The organism is Pantoea sp. GL120224-02, assembly GCF_900215395.1.
GTDB lineage: Bacteria > Pseudomonadota > Gammaproteobacteria > Enterobacterales > Enterobacteriaceae > Pantoea > Pantoea communis.
This window is the reverse complement of record NZ_OBEC01000007.1, coordinates 180202-197257: the sequence shown is the minus strand read 5'-3', so window position 1 is coordinate 197257 and position 17056 is coordinate 180202. Positions and strand designations below refer to the sequence as shown.

The window sequence follows — 17056 nt, the reverse complement described above, 5'->3', positions numbered from 1 at the left end:
ATGGCTGCACGGGGCGAAACTGAGGCAGAAATTTATATCTATGACGAAATCGGTTTTCAGGGGGTGTCGGCAAAACAGTTTATCAGCGACCTCCAGGCACTCGGCGAGATTAAACACATCAACCTTCATATCAATTCGCCGGGTGGCAGCATTTTTGAAGGGATCGCCATTTTTAACGCACTCAAATATCACCCTGCTGCCATTACGGTTCATGTCGACGGCGTGGCCGCGTCGATGGCCTCCGTCATCGCCATGGTCGGTAATCCGGTCATCATGCCGGCCAACAGTTTCATGATGATCCATAAACCCTGGGCGGTCGCGGGCGGTGATGCCGATGACATGCGTGATTTCGCTGAGCTACTGGATAAAACAGAAGCTGTGCTCATCCCGGCTTATGCCGCCAAAACAGGGCTGGCCCATGAGGTTATCGCCGGGATGCTGAAAGAAGAGACCTGGATGGACGGAACCCAGTGCGTCTCACTGGGCTTCGCTGACCAGCTGGTGCCCGTCGTTCAGGCAATGGCCCGCATTGATTCAAAACGTATCGAGGAGTACGAAAAAATGCCAGAAAACCTTCGCAATATGCTGACGCCGCCGCAGAACAGCCTGACGCATGATCCTGCTCCACCTCAGGCAGGTGTGAACGAAGCGGGTTTACGTGAACAGTTCATTGAAGAACAGCGTGTCCGCGCACGGGCGCTCAGTGACCTGTTTGGGATGTTCGGTGATAAATACAGTGCCCTGCAGGCAGCCTGCATCGCGGATCCGACGTGCACGCTTGAGCTGGCACGCGAGAAGCTGCTGACGCAGATGGGCAAAGACAGCACGCCGTCTAACAAATCAGCCGCACCTCACATCTATGCCGGAAACGGGAATTTTACCGGTGACGGCATCCGGCAGGCCATCATGGCGCGGGCCGGGTATGAGCCACTCCAGCCGGATAACCCTTACAACGGCATGACGCTTCGTGAACATGCGCGCCTGTCGCTGACCGAACGGGGCTTCGGTGTGGCCAGTTATAACCCGGTGCAGATCGTCGGGCTGGCGTTTACGCACAGCACGTCCGATTATGGCAATATCATGCTGGATGTGTCCTACAAATCCCTTCTACAGGGCTGGGAAGAGGCGCCTGAGACGTTCGGTGAGTGGACCAAAAAGGGACAGCTTTCCGATTTCAAAATCGCGCACCGTGTGGGTTTGGGCGGTTTTCCCTCCCTGCGTCAGGTCCGCGAGGGGGCGGAATACAAATACGTCACGACGTCAGACAAGCAGGCCACGATTGCTCTGGCCACTTACGGTGAGCTGTTCAGCATCACGCGCCAGGCCATTATCAATGATGACCTGAGCATGCTGACCGATGTCCCCATGAAGCTGGGCCGCGCCGCAAAAGCTACCGTGGCGGATCTGGTTTACGCCATTCTGACCACTAACCCGAATCTTTCCACCGATAATGTGCCGTTGTTTGAAAGCGCGCGTCATGCCAACGTGCTGAAAGCAGCGGCAATGGACGTGGCGTCTCTGGACAAAGCCCGCCAGATGATGCGCCGCCAGAAAGAGGGCGAACGCCATCTCAACATCCGCCCGGCTTTTGTGCTGGTACCGACGGCCATGGAGTCTACTGCCAGCCAGGTCATCCGCTCAACGTCTGTTAAAGGCGCCGACATCAACGCCGGTATCATTAACCCCGTGCAGAATTTCGCGACGGTGATTGCCGAACCGCGTCTGGACGACGCCAGCCAGAGCACGTTCTATCTGGCTGCCGCAAAGGGCTCGGACACGATTGAGGTGGCTTACCTCAACGGTGTTGATACGCCATTTATTGACCAGACGGAAGGCTTTACTGCTGATGGTGTCACCACCAAAGTGCGTATTGATGCCGGCGTTGCGCCGATTGACTATCGTGGTCTGGTGCAGTGCGTTGCCTGATATGTCGTAAAAAATCTGAATGCCCGAAAGGGCTTTTTTTATGCCTGAAATCCGGTCATCAGGAACCGTGAAGGAGAAGAAGCATGGCAAAAAATTATGTGCAGGATGGCAAGACGCTGACGTTCATTGCGGACGAAGACTATAAAAGCGGCGATATGGTGCATGTGGGGGATCGTATCGTTATTGCCGTAACCGATACCCCGAAAGGTTGCGCCGGAACTGGCCTGGCGGAAGGCGTCTTCACCTTGCCGAAAAAAGCAGATGTCTCTGTGCAGATCGGCAAGCCTGTTTATGAGCAGGGCCATCAGGTGGTAGCCAGCAAGACCGAGGGGGCCGTGCCCTTAGGTACCGCCTGGGAAAATGCCGACAGTAAGGCGGCCGTAGTGGCCGTTAAGCTTTTTGGCTAGCCCGTTTTTCCGTCTGACTGACAGGATGGACGATGTCACCGCACGCCGGTTCGGTCAGGCCGTGGTAATTAATGGACGAACGATATGCGCAGCTGAACATGCCTTTACGGCTGACATGGGACCCCTGTCCGGAGAGGGCGTGTCGTTAATTGTCTTCGACCGGGCTTATCAGCCCGAACGACATGATCGGGTTGAATGGCAGGAGAAACACTGGCGGGTAACCCGCTGGCAGTTTTACAACGGCAAGCCGCAAATCTGGCTTGAGGAGGATAAACGTGCAGGGACTGAAACAGGCACTGAATAACCTGCATGAGCTCGATCGTCAGCTGGTGCCCCGCGCGCTGGCGCAGGCGGTGAACCGTGTAGCCCGTCGCGTCATTACGCGCTGCACACGCGAGGTTGCAAAGGAGACGAGCGTTCCCCAGAAGCTGGTCAGGCAGCGTGTCCGGCTACGCCCGGCCATGCCCGGCCATGCTGATCCGACCGCGCGACTGGTCGTTAACCGCGGGGATTTGCCAGCTATCAATCTGGGCACGGCCCGTCTGCAGCTGTCCCGGCGAAAAACAGTGTCCGGCCGGCACGGCAGCGTGCTGAAAATCGGGCGGTTTACTTTCCGGAATGCATTTATACAGCAACTGGCTAACGGCCGCTGGCATGTACTGCAGCGCACCGGCCGCAGTCGCTACCCGGTTCAGGTTGTAAAAATCCCGCTGTCCGGACCGCTGACGGAGAGCTATCAGAAACAAAGCCGGCAGCTGCTGGAAACGGATATGCAGGCTGAACTGGCCGCCGCGCTAAAATACCAGCTGAGGCTGTACCTGAGGAGGAGGTTATGAAAAAACATGCTGAAATCAGGCGCACCCTCACGGATGCGCTTAAGTCCCACATCAGCGGGGCGGCCTTTCATGATGGCCGCCCCGTTTTTATTGATGAAAAAGAACTGCCCGCCGTAGCCGTTTATCTGTCAGACGCCCGCTACAGCGGTAACTATCTGGATGCAGAAGCCTGGCAGGCTACGCTGCATATTGAAGTATTCCTCCGGGCAACCCAACCGGATACGGCACTGGATGAGTGGGTTGAACGTCATATTCTTCCGGCTCTCGTTAATGTACCGGCACTTTCATCCGTGATTGAGACGCTCACGCCGCAGAGTTATGACTGGCAGCGGGACAGTGAAATGGCGAGCTGGGGTTCAGCCGATCTGACTTATCTCATTACCTATCAAATGTAAGGAGTCACTATGGCGACACCAAATCCCCTTGCGTCCGTTAAAGGCGCAGGTACCACACTGCTGATTTTTACCGGCAACGGCGATGCCACCGCTAAACCGCTGGACGATAACGGCTGGACGCGACTGGCTCAGATCCGCGAGCTGCAACCAGGCGAAATCAGCGCAGAGAGTTACGACGACACATGGCTGGACGATCCGGATGCCGACTGGAAAGCCACAGCGCAGGGCGAGAAGTCGGCAGGCGAAGCCAGTATTACGCTTGCGTGGAAACCCGGCGAGCAGGGGCAGAAGGATTTACTGAGCTGGTTTCACAGCGGGGAGGTCCGCTATTACAAAATTCGTTATCCAAACGGCACGGTCGATCTGTTCCGGGGATGGGTCAGCAGCCTGGGCAAGACTATTCCTGCAAAAGAAGTCATTACGCGAACCATCAAAGTCACAAATAGCGGCCGGCCGGTTCTGGCTGAAGAGATACCGGTAAAACCAGCCCCCGGCCCTGATAATATCCCCCATGAAGGTGAACGCTGATGTTTCTGGAAAAAACAGTTTTTTATTACGGTTTTGAGCAGGCCGAACTGTACGAACTCACGGCATTACAGCGCGCTGAATACTTTGAATGTATTGCCAGACTGCTGGCTGAGAGTGAGCAAAATACGACGGAGGCTGGTAAAGGGGCCGCACTGGTACGGCTCAATACTGAGTCTAACGCCTGGCTTGTCTCCCGGGCGCGCTGGAACGGTAACCGCGAAGCGGACGTGGAGGAGATTTATCACCAGATCTTGTCCGACTGGCCTGAAAAAGCGCTGTCTCAGGCAGCCGAGAAGGTGATGATGCTCAGCGGTCTCGACGTCGATGTGAAGGCAGAAGAACAGCGGGAATATGAGGCAGCGGAGGGCCCGGAAGTAAAGCAGTCGGCCGGGAGCTGAAATTTATCATGTGTCTGGCCCACGAGTTTCAGCGCCCGGACTGGCACCGCATGCTGAGCGAGATGACGTCATCTGAGCTGTCCGACTGGCAGCGCTATTTCTCGCATACGCCTTTCAGCCACCGTCTGCTGGATGCTGAATTTGCTGCACTCAGCAGTACGCTGGTTGCGCTCACCGCCGGTGACAGCACATTAAAGGCCGAAGATTTCAGCCTGCTAGCCCCATCGGGACCCGATGAACGCATGACAGATGACATGCTGATGGCTATGGCAGAATCCATGGGAGGAGAACGGCATGTCCCAGCAGATTGCTGACCTCGTCGTAAACCTTGGTGCTGAAACCACCCGTTTTCACGAACAGATGGGGCGGGTCGAGCGGCAGCTGAAAAATGCGGGGCAGCAGGCCGGGCGCACCGCGAAGCAGGTTTCTTCTGCCTCACGCGCTGAAGTGCTGGCCTCCCAGGCAAAAGCCCGTTTTCTCAGCCAGCTGAAAGCGCAGCTGGCCACACAGCGACTTTCACGTGAAGAGCTTTTGAGAACGCGTGCGGCACAGCTGGGACTGGGTAATGCGGCAGATATCTATATCCGTAAGCTGGAATCGGCGCGTCAGAAGACGCATTCGCTGGGCCTCGAGAGCGCGGCGGCGCGACGCGAACTTGGTGTTTTACTTGGTGAAGTGGCCAGGGGAAATTTTGGTGCGCTTCGTGGTTCCGGTATTACGCTCGCCAACAATGCCGGGTGGATTGAGAAGCTGATGACCCTGCGCGGCCTGGGCGTGGCAGGCGTTGTTGGTGGTATTGCCGCCGCTGTCTGGGGGCTGGGCAGGGCGTGGTATCAGGGCAGCCAGGAAGCGGAAGCATTCAATAAAGCCCTGATCCTGACCGGTCACTATGCCGCCCACACAACCTCAGCGCTGCAGGTGATGAGCCGGACTCTGAAGGGAAACGGTATCACTCAGCATGAAGCCGCAGACGTACTGGCAGAGGTTACTGGCTCAGGTTTGTTCAGCGAGCAGCACATCAGGCAGGTCGCTGATGTTGCGGCCCGTCTTAAAGCCGTAACCGGTCAGGCCACAGAAGAAACTATCCGGCAGTTTGCACGGCTTCAGGACACACCTGTGGCTGCCGTTCGCGAGCTGGATAAATCCCTGCACTTTCTGACGGAAGCCGAGCTGGAAAACATCACCCGTCTGGCTGAACAGGGGCGTGAAACGGATGCGGCAGCGCTGGCCATGGATCGCTATGCGCAAGCAATGCGAACCCGAAGTAATGAGGTCACGCAGAGTCTGGGGACGCTTGAGAAAACCTGGAAATGGCTGGGGGAGACGGCTGCGGGTGCCTGGGATGTCATGCTGGGCATCGGACGGGAGCGATCGCTTGAAGAGCAGATTGCTGCTTTAAAGGAGAAACTGAACGCGGGTGGAAAGGGTCTGGGCAAAGCCTGGATACCTGTCATGCAACGGGACAGGGACAGGCTTTCCCGGCTGGAAGACCAAAAGTTTCAGCGTGATCTGAAGGCCGCCCGGGATAAAGCAGAGCAGGATGCGGAAATCCGTAAGAAGCGCCGTTTCGATGCTGACCAGAGCCTGAAAAAGCAGTACGAAACGGAAGAGGAAAAACATCAGCGCGCGCTGTCAGTTATCCGCCATTCATGGGCATCCCGTGAGGTTAAAGAGGAGGCGATGCGCCGTGAAAAACAGCGCTATGACACGCTTGTCTCAGGCCGCCGAAAACGGCGGGACGCACATCAGCCGTCGGCGGCTGCCCTCGCAGGCGAAAAGGCGCAGGCCGACATGCTGGCGCTGCAGGCCCGGCTTCATGCACTGAAAACACATCAGGAAGCCGGTATTGTCAGCCAGCAGCGCAAAAACCTCTGGGCTTCTCAGGCTAAATTCCATGTTCTTGAAGCGGCGGCACAGAAGCGTCAGCTGAGTCGTGAGGAAAAATCCCTGATTACTGCCAAAGCCAGCGTCCTGCTTCAGCAGGAAAAACTGGCCATGCTGGGGGATGAAGTTGCGCTTCAGGAACGCATGAATCAGCTTCAGGCGCAGGCTGGAAAATTTACGGAGCAGCAGCGCACGCGGCAGGCAGAAATTGCGGCGCTTGAACACGGCCTGTCGGCCCGGGAGGCGCAGCAGCATGCCAGCGTTGTCCGGCTCAGTGCCACGTATTCGGAGGCACCAGACGTTCTGTCAGCGGTGCTGAAGGCGCAGCAAAAGACCTGGCAGGCTGAAGAAAAGCTCCGGGCTGACTGGCTGGCGGGCGCAAAAAGCGGGTGGGCTGAATACCGTGATGCGGCACTTGATGCAAACAGTCGGATAAAGGAGGTTTCCTCACGTGCGCTGGACGGATTGAGTACACAGCTGAGCACCCTGCTGACGGAGGGGAAGGCCGGTTTTCGCGACTTTACCCGGTCAGTATTGAGCATGCTCACCCAGGTGCTGGTGAAAATGACGTTGGTGAAAGGCGTGGATATCTTCTCCGGCCTGCTTAAACAACAGGCGCTGTCATTTCACGCGCAGGGGGGCGTCTTTCATTCACGGGGGCTTCGTGCTTTCAGCGGAACGGTGGTGCGTACGCCGACACTGTTTGCGTTTGCCCACGGCGCTGGCGTTATGGGGGAAGCCGGACCGGAGGGCATTTTTCCCCTGCGTCGTGGTGCCGACGGCAAGCTTGGCGTGGTGGCAAGAATGACGGGGGCTGGCATGAAATACGCACCTACCTTTAACGTAACCATTCACAACGATGGCCGCAACGGGCAGCTCGGGCCGGAGGCCGCCAGAATGATATACGAGCTGGGGCGCCAGGGCGCGAAGGATTTCTTCCTGCAGCAGCAGCGTGACGGCGGCATGATGAGCGGAGGCCGTGCCTGATGAAAACCTTTAGCTGGAAAGTCAGGCCGGGCATGCGCACGGAGCGTGAGCCGCGCGTGCAGACTATCCGCTTTGGTGACGGGTATGAGCAGCGGCGCGCGGATGGCATAAATGGCGTGCAAAGCCGCTATAGCATCATGCTGTCGGGGCCGCACGCGACTATGCAGGCTGTGGATGACTTTCTCTCGCAACACGGTGGCGTCAGTGCATTTTTATGGCAGCCGCCAGGCCAGCCAGCACCCGCGATCTTTATCTGCCGACGCTGGTCAGCAGTGAGAATGGCAAAGCGCACGGAAATAACCGGCGAATTTGAACGGGTTCCGGCATGAGGTAGCCTGAATGAATACGATCCCTGCTCATACACTGAGCGAACTTATCCGGACAGCGTCGTCTGCCCGAATCGACCTCTGGGAAGCCGATCTGTCGGCAACCGGCGGTCAGCGTTATTTCTTCTGCAACGAGCAGAACGAATACGGTAAATCGGTTGTCTGGCAAAAGCGTCGATACCGGCCATATCCCGTCAGAATGGAAGAGAGCAGTATGAGCGGCAGGGGGGCGGCAGCACGGCCGTCGCTCGTGGTCTCCAATCTGTATGGCATTGTGACGGGTCTGGCCGAAGCGTATCAGAGCCTCGTGGGTGCAACGGTCACTCGCCGTTCAGTCTGCGCCCGCTTTCTGGACGCGGTAAATTTCAGGCTCGGTAATCCGGACGCGGATCCGCAGCAGGAAGTCGTCAGTCGTTATGTTATCGAGCAGCTGGCGGAACTCACGTCTCTGACGGCCCGGTTTATCCTGGCCGTGCCGACGGAAACCGACGGACTGATGTGTCCCGGGCGCATTATGCTGGCTGACCTCTGCCCCTGGGCATACCGCTCCGCAGAGTGCGGTTACGCCGGGCCGGCTGTCGCAGACAGCAATGGCCAGCCCGTGACAGACATTGTCCAGGATCACTGCGGCAACTGTGCGGCAGGTTGCCGTCTACGGCATAACATCAGGCGCTTTGGCGGGTTTCTGTCGATTGAGACGTGTTCTGCGTAATGACATACACATTCAGTGCCGTAACACGCGAACGCCTGACGAAAGCGATCCTGTGTCATGCCCGCGCTTGTCACCCGGAGGAGTGCTGTGGCCTGATCATCCGGACACCGGACGGTCATCAGTATCTCCCCTGCATTAACGCGTCCGCTGACCCCTGTCAGCACTTTCTGATCGCGCCTGAAGATTACCTGAGTGCCTCTGCCGCCGGCACGATTATCGCGCTGGTTCACAGCCATCCTGATGGGCCACCTGAACTGAGTCCTGCGGACAAAGCCGCAATGACGCACAGCGCCTGCAGCTGGTGGCTGGTGTGTGAAGGCCAAATTTATTGTTTTGGAGCGGAAGATGAAAATGAGCACAGCCTCCCCTGAAACCGCCCGGTCCGTCCGGGTGTGCCTGTATGGCAATCTTGCCCGGTTTGGCAGGCGTATTGATCTGCATGTGATGACGGCGGCAGAGGCGCTGCATGCGCTGGTGATGCAGTCCGGTGAGTTCAGACGCCAGTTTCGTGAAGGTCTTTATCAGGTACGTATCGTCGGCAGCGATCTTGATACTGGCAACCTGCATGCCCGTCTGCATGAAAAACTTCCGGCCGGTGCCGTTGTTCATCTGGTTCCCCGTCTGCAAGGGGCTTCACGGCGGGGGCTGCTTCAGCTGTTTGCGGGAGCTGCGCTCATTGCGGCGTCATTTATCCCTGGCCTGAACGCTTTCGCCTGGACTTTGGGGGCGACGACGCTTTCGCTGAGTGGGGCCGCATTTTCTCTGGGGGCCAGCCTGATGCTGGGCGGCGCAGCGCAGTTACTGGCACCCCGGCCAGCAACCGCTGATGATCTAAACCGAAAAAGCTCATGGTTTTCTGGTACAGAAAACATGATGGCCCAGGGCACACCGGTACCGGTCCTGTATGGGGAAATGCGAGTGGGGTCACGCGTGATTTCTCAGGAGATCGCCACCCGGGATTTGAGTGGGGAGGGTAAGACAATTGTTATTGGCCATTAATCGGGAGACAGAAAAGGGTGCATCCCTGCTCATTTCCCGCAGGATGAATTCATGAGCATCTTCCATCATCACGATAAAACGCCACATGACAAATCTGACAATCTACGCTCATCTCAGGTTCTGAGTGTCATCGATATTATCAGCGAGGGGCCCATTGCGGGCCCAGTCAGCGGCCTGAAGAGTGTATTAGTTAACGGCACCCCTGTGCTGGGAACGGACGGACAGGTAAACATACAGGGCGTGAACATGCATTTTCATGCCGGAACCGCTGAACAGCCACCGCTGAGCGGTTTTGAGTCATCAGCCCGGGAAAAGCTGATTAATGCTGACGTCACCGCGCAGTATGCCGTCACCCGCACGGTGGATGGAAAAGAAACCGACCGGCTTCGCCTAACGCTGGGCGTTCACCAGCTTTTCTCGGTCAACAAAAAAGGCGAAACGCAGGATACATCGGTTAACCTGCAGATTCATATTCGGCATCCTGCAGGCTGGAAAACAGAAAAAGACATCACCGTGAAGGGTTGTACGCATGAGCCGTATGCGTTTTCAGTCGTTCTTGAAGACCTGCCAACACCTCCCTTTGATGTTCGTGTACAACGCGTGACGACGGACAGTACCGATAACCACCTGTTCAATAAAACCTTCTGGTCTTCTTATACAGAAATCACCGATATCCGGCAGTGCTATCCCTGCACGGCGGTCGTGGGGCTGAAGATTGATTCAGAAAGATCAGGCAACCAGCGGGCACAGCGTAGTTATCAGATGCGAGGACGACTGGTAAAGGTGCCTGTTACCTACGATCCCTTGACGCGAAGCTATGCCAGCGATCGCTGGTACGGCGATTTTAAGGAAGCCTGGACGGACAACCCGGCATGGTGTCTGTATGACCTGCTGACGCACCCGCGTTATGGTCTGGGCAGGCGGATGGGCATTGCCGATGTCGATAAGTGGGCGCTGTATAACATTGCTCGATACTGTGATGTAAGCGTTGGTGACGGGTATGGCGGACAGGAGCCGCGTATCCGCTGCAACGCCTGGCTCACGCAGCAGCGAAAGACGTTTGATGCCATCAGTGATTTCTGCGCCATGATGCGCTGCATGCCCGTATGGAACGGCCAGCGGCTGACATTTATTCCGGATGCGCCCTCAGACACTGTCTGGACTTACACCAATCCCAGCGTGGCCGGTGGCCAGTTTCACTACAGCTTCAGCGCACTGAAGGACCGTCACAACGCGATCGAGGTGCGCTTTATTGATCCCCATAATAACTGGCAGCCGTCGGTTGAGCTGGTGGAAGACCGTGAGGCCATAAAACGCTACGGGCGAAACCTGCTGAAAGTCGATGCGTTTGGTTGTACCAGTCGGGGGCAGGCACACCGTCACGGATTATGGATTATTGAGACCGAATTGCTGGAAACCCAGACCGTCGATTTTTGTGTGGGGGCTGAAGGGCTGCGTCATATCCCTGGTGATATCTTCGAAATTTGCGACAACGATTATGCCGGGACCGCAACCGGTGGCCGGATCATTGCCGCAGAGCCTGAGAAAAAACTACTCAGGCTTGACCGCCCTGTGTCTCTTCCAGGAAAGGGGCGCGCCACGCTGAATCTGATAAGCGAGACCGGACAGCCTGTGACCGTCAGCGTGACCGGCCATCCCGAACCTGACTGTGTCGAAGTGGACAGCATGCCTGAAGGCATAATGTCATTAAGCGTCTGGGGACTGAAACTGCCGGGTCTGCGGCAGCGCCTGTTTCGCTGTGTGGCCATTCGTGAAAGCGAAAACGGCGGCTATGCCGTGACTGCGCTTCAGCACTGCCCGGAAAAGCAAGCACGGGTAGACGAAGGCAGGCGCTTTTCAGAACCCCCGGCCAGCGAGCACGGCATGTTACCGCCCGCTGTCCGGCATCTTCATGTCAGCGTCAGCGCCTCATCCGGCCACATTCATGCCATCGCCCGATGGGAAATCCTGCGCACCCTCAGCAGCGCGCGATTTGACATCCGGGTCACGCGCGGCGATGACGCTTCGGGTAACCTTGTGTTCAGTCACAGGGTGGACAAGCCTGAATGTACGTTCACGCTCCCTGACCCCGGGGGCTACAGGGTGTCCGTCTGGTCTCTTAATGAGGCCGGGCAGAAAAGTGAACCGGTTATGACCGGCATTACGGTCGCCGCACCAGAGCCTCCCGTGTCCGTTGACGTGACACCAGGCTATTTCCAGGTAACGCTGGTACCGCATCAGGCCGTTTATGACGCCACCGTCCGTTATGAATTTTATTTTGCCACCCACAAAATTACGAATTCCGCCGATGTGGAAACTCAGGCGCAGTATCTCGGGGAGGGCACCAGCTGGATAAAAGACGGGTTAAAGCATGATAGGAATTATTACTTCTATGTGCGAAGCGTGAATCCGTTGGGTAAATCGGACTACCTTGAGAAAATCGCACGTGCCAGCGAAGATGCCGATGGCTACCTGGAATTCTTTAAACACAAAATTACCGACACTCACCTGGGAAAAGATTTACTTCAGAAAATGACGGTGCTCGGTAAGGGCGCGTCGAAAATCGAGGAAATCAGTAAGAGCTGGACTGATACGCAGGGACATCTTAATTCCTTGTGGTCAGTGAAGATGCAGCAGCTAAGAGACGGTAAGTACTGCCTGGCGGGCTTCGGCATGGGGATTGAGGAAAAGCCTGACGGAATGCAGAGCCAGATTTTAATGGCCGCGGATCGCGTGGCGTTCGTCAATCCCCGGAACGGTAATCACTCTCCCGCCCTGGTGATTGAGGACGACCGGATATTCTTTGATGAAGCCCTTATCAAAAAACTGCAGGCGGTCAGCATTACCGGCAGCGGTACGCCGCCCGCGTTTGAGCTGACACCTGAAGGAAAGCTTACGGCAAAAAAAGCGGACATCAGTGGAACGATCCGTGCGTTAAAGGGGGAGCTGGATAATGTACTCATTAAGGACACCTGCACCATTGATGGGACGCTGGATGCGAAGCACATTACCGGGGATATTTACAACGCACAGTCTGGCGGGATTGATTTGCCGTCCGGCAAATTCAGCTGGTCAGACACCGGTGGATGGCACGTCATCTTTCACATTGCGGGCGAAAACTTTGATCGCATTCTGGATACAAATCTGACCGTGACGGCTGAATGCCGGAGTCAGAGGCAGCAATTTCATCTTCTTTTAAGTAGCGAGGGTGAAGAAAAACATCTCTGTAAGGCCGATACGGGAAATAAGGGGCGGCTGCCGGGCATGAATTTCAGGCTACAGGGCATCAGACTGCCAGCGATTGGCCGTGGTAAGCAGCATGCACTGATGATGAAGATTGGCGATTCTTACCGCTCTTCATCGGTATACTGCAAGCCGCCAGCAGGCGAGGTACCCCGCTTCGCTGTCTATCGGGCGGGAAATGCTTTTATCACAAGCGGAAGCGTGTAATAAAAGATACAGACACAAAAAAGCCCGCTTGCGCGGGCTTTTTTGTCGCTCAGGAGCCGGGGCTCTTTTGCGTATCTCGGTTTGTCCGGTTTCAGGCTGGTTCCTGCCCGGACGCAGTGGTTAACGTGTTGACTTACAAGTCGTTGTCTTCCCACTGTCCAACTTTTTTTGGTGGAGCTGGCGGGAGTTGAACCCGCGTCCGAAATTACTACACCGTCGGTACTACATGTTTAGTCAGTCTTTACATTCGCCGGCCAGCTGCGGACAGACACGCTACTGACAAACTAGCCTGATTAGATTTAGTGCTTCAACCCCAGGCAAGGCATCCACACGATCTCTTTTGGGTTTGACCTCTCTTGATCCCCGTCTTAAGAGCGGAAGCTAGGGAGAGAGGGCTCTTGGCAGGTTATTAAGCTGCTAAAGCGTAGTTTTCGTCGTTTGCGACTATTTTTTTGCGGCTTTTAACGAGGCAAACCGCCCCTCGACATGCACCTAAGGCTTCACAATCCCGTCGAGTCCAGAATCAGCCCCAAGAACTTCTTATACTACAGAATAGTGACGGATGAATCCAGTGCTTAACGCTTTGAATTCTTCATAATACGTGCTTTATCCATCTGCCATTCGCGATCTTTCACATCGTTACGCTTGTCGTGTTCTTTCTTACCGCGCGCCACACCGATCTTCAGCTTGGCCCATGCGTTTTTCCAGTACATCGACAGTGCAACCACTGTGAAACCTTCGCGGTTGACTCGGCCGTAAAGCGAATCGAGTTCGCGCTGCTTCAGCAACAGCTTGCGGCTACGCGTGGGGTCACACACCACGTGCGTAGAGGCAACCGCCAGCGGCTGGAAAGTGGAACCGAACAGATAGGCTTCGCCATCGCGCAGCAAAATGTAGCTGTCGCTGATATTGGCTTTACCGGCGCGGAGTGATTTAACTTCCCATCCCTGTAGCGACATCCCCGCTTCGAACTCTTCTTCAATGAAGTATTCGTGGCGAGCGCGTTTGTTGAGGGCAATAGTGGCTGAACCGGGTTTGTGAGCTTTTTTCTTTGTCATAGTGCGGCGTAGTCTACATCACTCAGTCTGTGGGCGCATCCCCCTGTCCTGGGGGCGGTAAAAAACACACTATTTTAGCACAGCTGGCAAACCCGTGAATTTTGTTTGGTGTCCGAAAATGGTATTATTCAACGGTTTTGTGATGAACAGGAACCATTATGGCCCAGATTAGCCGTTCGGCGTTGGTCCCCTATAGCGCTGAGCAGATGTATCAGCTCGTGAATGATGTGGACGCTTATCCTCAGTTTCTTCCGGGCTGCACCGGCAGCCGCGTGCTGGATAACAGCGGAAATCAGATGACGGCAGCGGTAGATGTCTCGAAAGCGGGCATCAGTAAAACCTTTACCACCCGCAACACGTTGATCAGCAATCAGAGCATTTTAATGCAGTTGGTTGATGGTCCGTTCCGCAAGCTGACCGGTGGATGGCACTTCACGTCTCTGGGTGATGATGCCTGCAAAGTGGAGCTGAGCCTCGACTTCGAATTCACCAACATGCTGGTTGAAATGGCCTTTGGGCGTATCTTCAAAGAATTGGCCAACAGCATGGTGCAAGCGTTCAGTCAGCGCGCGAAAGAGGTTTACCGTGCCTGATATCACCGTTGAGGTAGTTTATGCGCTGCCCAACAAGCAGTATCTGCGTTCGGTAACGCTTGAAGAGGGCGCGACCGTCGAACAGGCGATTAAAGCCTCGGGCTTGTTATCACTGCGCAAAGACATCGACCTGGCAAATAACAAGGTGGGTATTTTCAGCCGGCCAGTAAAGTTGGGTGATGCGGTTCAGGATGGCGATCGCGTGGAGATTTATCGTCCACTGATTGCGGATCCCAAAGAAATGCGTCGCCAGCGGGCAGAACGTTCGGCTAACAACAAGTAGCGGAATGACAGACACAAAAAAGGCGCTTAAGCGCCTTTTTTGTTGCCGATCACTTAGCCTTCTTTGCCAGTGAGTTTCGGTTTGTTATCGATATTGGTCAGCGTACCGTTACTGTCAAAGGTCAGCGTCAGGGTTTGCTGCTTCACGCCTTCATGGCCCGGTTCCTGACGGAACACGTAATACCAGACATTGCTGCCAAACGGATCGTGCATCATCGGTGTGCCGAGAGTGTAGGCAACCTGCTGCTGCGTCATGCCGGTGTGAATCTTCGAAACATCGTTGGCGACCAGGTAATTGCCCTGATTGATATCCGGACGATATACAACGCGCTCAAGGGTGGAACATCCGGCGGTCATCATCAACATTACCACTGCCGCGGCAGTCAGCGTTTTACAGCGCATCTATACATTCCTTTTCTGGGGCCAAACGCCTTTTGTCAGGCTGTTTTGTTGCCATCAAATTCTGAACTCTGCTTACGGCAGGCTTTATTATGGCGATATAACTGCCGATGATAATAAACCTTTGTCCTATTGGAAACCTCTACAGAGCAAGCATATGACCACCAGGCCAGAAAAAAGTGCGGAATCAGGCTGCTAAAAGTTCTTTTGCGTTGGCCAGCGTGTTGCGCGTGACTTCGCTACCGCCTAACAAACGTGCCAGTTCCTGCAGGCGGGCTCGTTTATCCAGCGGCTGCATATGGGTTTCGGTCATCTCGCCATCGGTCTCTTTGCTGACGTAGAAGTGCTGATGTCCACAACCGGCAACCTGCGGCAAGTGCGTCACACACATCACCTGGGTGGATTCGCCGAGTTGACGCAGCATCTGACCGACGACCGCAGCCGTTGGGCCACTGATACCGACATCCACTTCATCGAAGATCATGGCCGGCGTTTCCATTTTCTGTGCGGTGATCACCTGAATCGCCAGCGCAATACGCGACAGCTCACCCCCTGATGCCACTTTGCCGAGTGGTTGCAACGGTTGACCTGGGTTAGTGGTCACGCGGAAATCAATGCGTGTAGCACCATCTGCCGTGAGTTGATCGGCTTTGAACTCCAGCTCAATGGCAAACTGACCGTGCGGCATCGACAGAGTACGCATGCTCTGGGTGATCAACTGGCTGAGTTCATGTGCCGCCTGCTCACGCAGCTGATGCAGTTTTTCCGCGCAGGCCACCGCCGCCAGATGGTGTGAACCCACTTCATTTTGCAGCGTTTCCTGATCGCTCTCTTGCTGCGACAGTTGTTCTGCTTCGTCCAGCAGCTGCTGATACAGCACCGGCAAGGTTTCTGGCGACACATGATGTTTACGTGAGAGGGCAATCTGGCGTGACAAACGTTGTTCCAGTTCATGCAGACGATTGGGATCGAGATCCAAACGTTCACAATAGTGGCGCAGTTCGTCGCTGGCTTCGCTCAGTTGAATCGCTGCCTCTTCCAGCAAATTGAACACGCCGCTCACCTTGTCATCCAGCGATACTAATTCGCCGAGCATATTGCGCGCGCTATACAGCAAGCTTTGCAGGTTGGTGTCATCGCTATCGGCGAGAATTTGCAGTGCCTGCTGACTCGTAGAGAGCAGTTGGCCGCTGTTGGCGAGGCGTTTGTACTCTTCATCAATCTGCTCAAATTCGCCCGGCTGCGGGGCAAATTCATTCAGTTCTTTCAGCTGATATTGCAGCAGTTCACGGCGTGCTTCACGCTCCTGTGACAGCTGCTGATGCTGAGCCAGCGCACGGCAGCTTTGATGCCAGCGCTGGTAGTGCTGACGCATCTCATCAAGCAGGTCATCATGAGCCGCATAAGCATCCAGCAGATGTTTTTGGTGGTCTGGCTTGAGTAGCAGCTGGTGCGCATGCTGGCCGTGGATTTGAATCAGCAGCTGTCCGAGTTCACGCAGTTGTGACAGCGGCACCGAAGTGCCATTGATGAAGCCACGAGAGCGGCCATCGGCACTGATCACGCGGCGCAGCAGGCATTCGTTGCCTTCATCGAGCTGATTCTCCATCAGCCAGCGCTGTGCAGAAGGTGAGGCTTTGAGCTGGAAACGCGCGCAGATATCGGCACGACTGGCACCCTGACGCACCATATCTGCTTCAGAACGGCCGCCCAGGCACAGGCCCAGCGCATCAATTGCGATGGATTTACCTGCGCCGGTTTCCCCCGTGATCGCTGTCATCCCACGATGAAAGTCGATCTCCAGTTCACGAACGATAGCAAAGTTACTGATGGTCAGTTGTGCCAGCATGAAATCACCTGTATGTAAAAACAGATA

At 55.7% G+C, this 17056-nt stretch carries 18 protein-coding genes, 1 other RNA gene and 1 pseudogene; 16 read left to right on the top strand and 4 right to left on the bottom strand.

From position 1 onward, the window contains the following. The 14 genes and pseudogenes from CRO33_RS15110 (at window position 1) to CRO33_RS15045 (ending at window position 12848) form a co-directional block, all read left to right on the top strand. Window positions 1-1926, top strand: coding sequence for a ClpP-like prohead protease/major capsid protein fusion protein (locus CRO33_RS15110; RefSeq protein WP_255253280.1), 1926 nt, complete (start codon window positions 1-3; stop codon window positions 1924-1926). Between the two features lie 83 nt (window positions 1927-2009). Beyond that, window positions 2010-2333, top strand: a complete 324-nt coding sequence (locus CRO33_RS15105; RefSeq protein WP_097118643.1) for a DUF2190 family protein — start codon at window positions 2010-2012, stop codon at window positions 2331-2333. Further along, window positions 2326-2637, top strand: a complete 312-nt coding sequence (locus CRO33_RS15100; RefSeq protein WP_097118642.1) for a hypothetical protein — start codon at window positions 2326-2328, stop codon at window positions 2635-2637. Before CRO33_RS15105 ends, CRO33_RS15100 begins: the two co-directional genes overlap by 8 nt. After that, window positions 2603-3169: a phage tail protein gene (locus CRO33_RS15095; RefSeq protein WP_176505779.1), complete on the top strand. Its 567-nt coding sequence runs from the start codon at window positions 2603-2605 to the stop codon at window positions 3167-3169. Before CRO33_RS15100 ends, CRO33_RS15095 begins: the two co-directional genes overlap by 35 nt. After that, on the top strand, window positions 3166-3564 hold the full coding sequence (gene gpU, locus CRO33_RS15090; RefSeq protein ID WP_097118640.1) for a phage tail terminator protein: 399 nt from the start codon (window positions 3166-3168) through the stop codon (window positions 3562-3564). Before CRO33_RS15095 ends, gpU begins: the two co-directional genes overlap by 4 nt. A 9-nt stretch (window positions 3565-3573) precedes the next feature. Further along, window positions 3574-4035 (top strand): annotated as a pseudogene (locus tag CRO33_RS15085) (phage tail tube protein); the annotation flags it as partial. A gap of 56 nt (window positions 4036-4091) precedes the next feature. Then, the gene (gene gpG, locus CRO33_RS15080) at window positions 4092-4490 is read left to right on the top strand and encodes a phage tail assembly chaperone G (protein ID WP_097118638.1); all 399 of its coding nucleotides are present in this window, start codon (window positions 4092-4094) and stop codon (window positions 4488-4490) included. Window positions 4491-4498: 8 nt separating this feature from the next. Then, the gene (locus CRO33_RS15075) at window positions 4499-4804 is read left to right on the top strand and encodes a phage tail assembly protein T (RefSeq protein WP_097118637.1); all 306 of its coding nucleotides are present in this window, start codon (window positions 4499-4501) and stop codon (window positions 4802-4804) included. Further along, a complete protein-coding gene (locus tag CRO33_RS15070; RefSeq protein ID WP_097118636.1) occupies window positions 4785-7361 on the top strand; it encodes a phage tail tape measure protein in 2577 nt (858 codons plus the stop codon). Before CRO33_RS15075 ends, CRO33_RS15070 begins: the two co-directional genes overlap by 20 nt. Continuing rightward, window positions 7361-7690 (top strand): phage tail protein, encoded by a 330-nt coding sequence (locus CRO33_RS15065; protein ID WP_097118635.1) that lies wholly within the window; start codon window positions 7361-7363, stop codon window positions 7688-7690. The genes CRO33_RS15070 and CRO33_RS15065 overlap by 1 nt, the downstream gene beginning before the upstream one ends. A gap of 10 nt (window positions 7691-7700) precedes the next feature. Then, a complete protein-coding gene (locus CRO33_RS15060; protein WP_097118634.1) occupies window positions 7701-8399 on the top strand; it encodes a phage minor tail protein L in 699 nt (232 codons plus the stop codon). Further along, window positions 8399-8770 carry a C40 family peptidase gene (locus CRO33_RS15055; RefSeq protein ID WP_097118633.1) on the top strand — a complete coding sequence of 124 codons (372 nt, stop codon included), beginning with the start codon at window positions 8399-8401 and terminating at the stop codon, window positions 8768-8770. Before CRO33_RS15060 ends, CRO33_RS15055 begins: the two co-directional genes overlap by 1 nt. Further along, on the top strand, window positions 8712-9398 hold the full coding sequence (locus CRO33_RS15050; RefSeq protein WP_441339540.1) for a tail assembly protein: 687 nt from the start codon (window positions 8712-8714) through the stop codon (window positions 9396-9398). The genes CRO33_RS15055 and CRO33_RS15050 overlap by 59 nt, the downstream gene beginning before the upstream one ends. Window positions 9399-9449: 51 nt before the next feature. Then, window positions 9450-12848: a phage tail tip protein J-related protein gene (locus CRO33_RS15045; RefSeq protein ID WP_097118631.1), complete on the top strand. Its 3399-nt coding sequence runs from the start codon at window positions 9450-9452 to the stop codon at window positions 12846-12848. Window positions 12849-13017: 169 nt separating this feature from the next. Here the strand turns inward: CRO33_RS15045 and ssrA are convergent. Then, window positions 13018-13379: a transfer-messenger RNA gene (gene ssrA, locus CRO33_RS15040) on the bottom strand. Between the two features lie 44 nt (window positions 13380-13423). After that, window positions 13424-13906 carry an SsrA-binding protein SmpB gene (smpB, locus tag CRO33_RS15035; RefSeq protein WP_034825578.1) on the bottom strand — a complete coding sequence of 161 codons (483 nt, stop codon included), beginning with the start codon at window positions 13904-13906 and terminating at the stop codon, window positions 13424-13426. A 158-nt stretch (window positions 13907-14064) separates the two neighbouring features. Here smpB and CRO33_RS15030 point away from each other — a divergent pair, with 158 nt between their 5' ends. Beyond that, window positions 14065-14499: a type II toxin-antitoxin system RatA family toxin gene (locus CRO33_RS15030; RefSeq protein WP_034825580.1), complete on the top strand. Its 435-nt coding sequence runs from the start codon at window positions 14065-14067 to the stop codon at window positions 14497-14499. Beyond that, entirely contained in the window at window positions 14492-14782 is a 291-nt protein-coding gene (locus tag CRO33_RS15025; RefSeq protein ID WP_097118630.1) for an RnfH family protein, read from the top strand. Before CRO33_RS15030 ends, CRO33_RS15025 begins: the two co-directional genes overlap by 8 nt. A gap of 53 nt (window positions 14783-14835) precedes the next feature. On the opposite strand, the gene bamE is transcribed toward CRO33_RS15025, so the two are convergent. Further along, window positions 14836-15183 (bottom strand): outer membrane protein assembly factor BamE, encoded by a 348-nt coding sequence (bamE, locus tag CRO33_RS15020; protein WP_034825584.1) that lies wholly within the window; start codon window positions 15181-15183, stop codon window positions 14836-14838. 184 nt (window positions 15184-15367) lie between these two features. Then, window positions 15368-17029 carry a DNA repair protein RecN gene (gene recN, locus CRO33_RS15015; RefSeq protein ID WP_097118629.1) on the bottom strand — a complete coding sequence of 554 codons (1662 nt, stop codon included), beginning with the start codon at window positions 17027-17029 and terminating at the stop codon, window positions 15368-15370. Window positions 17030-17056 lie beyond the last annotated feature (27 nt).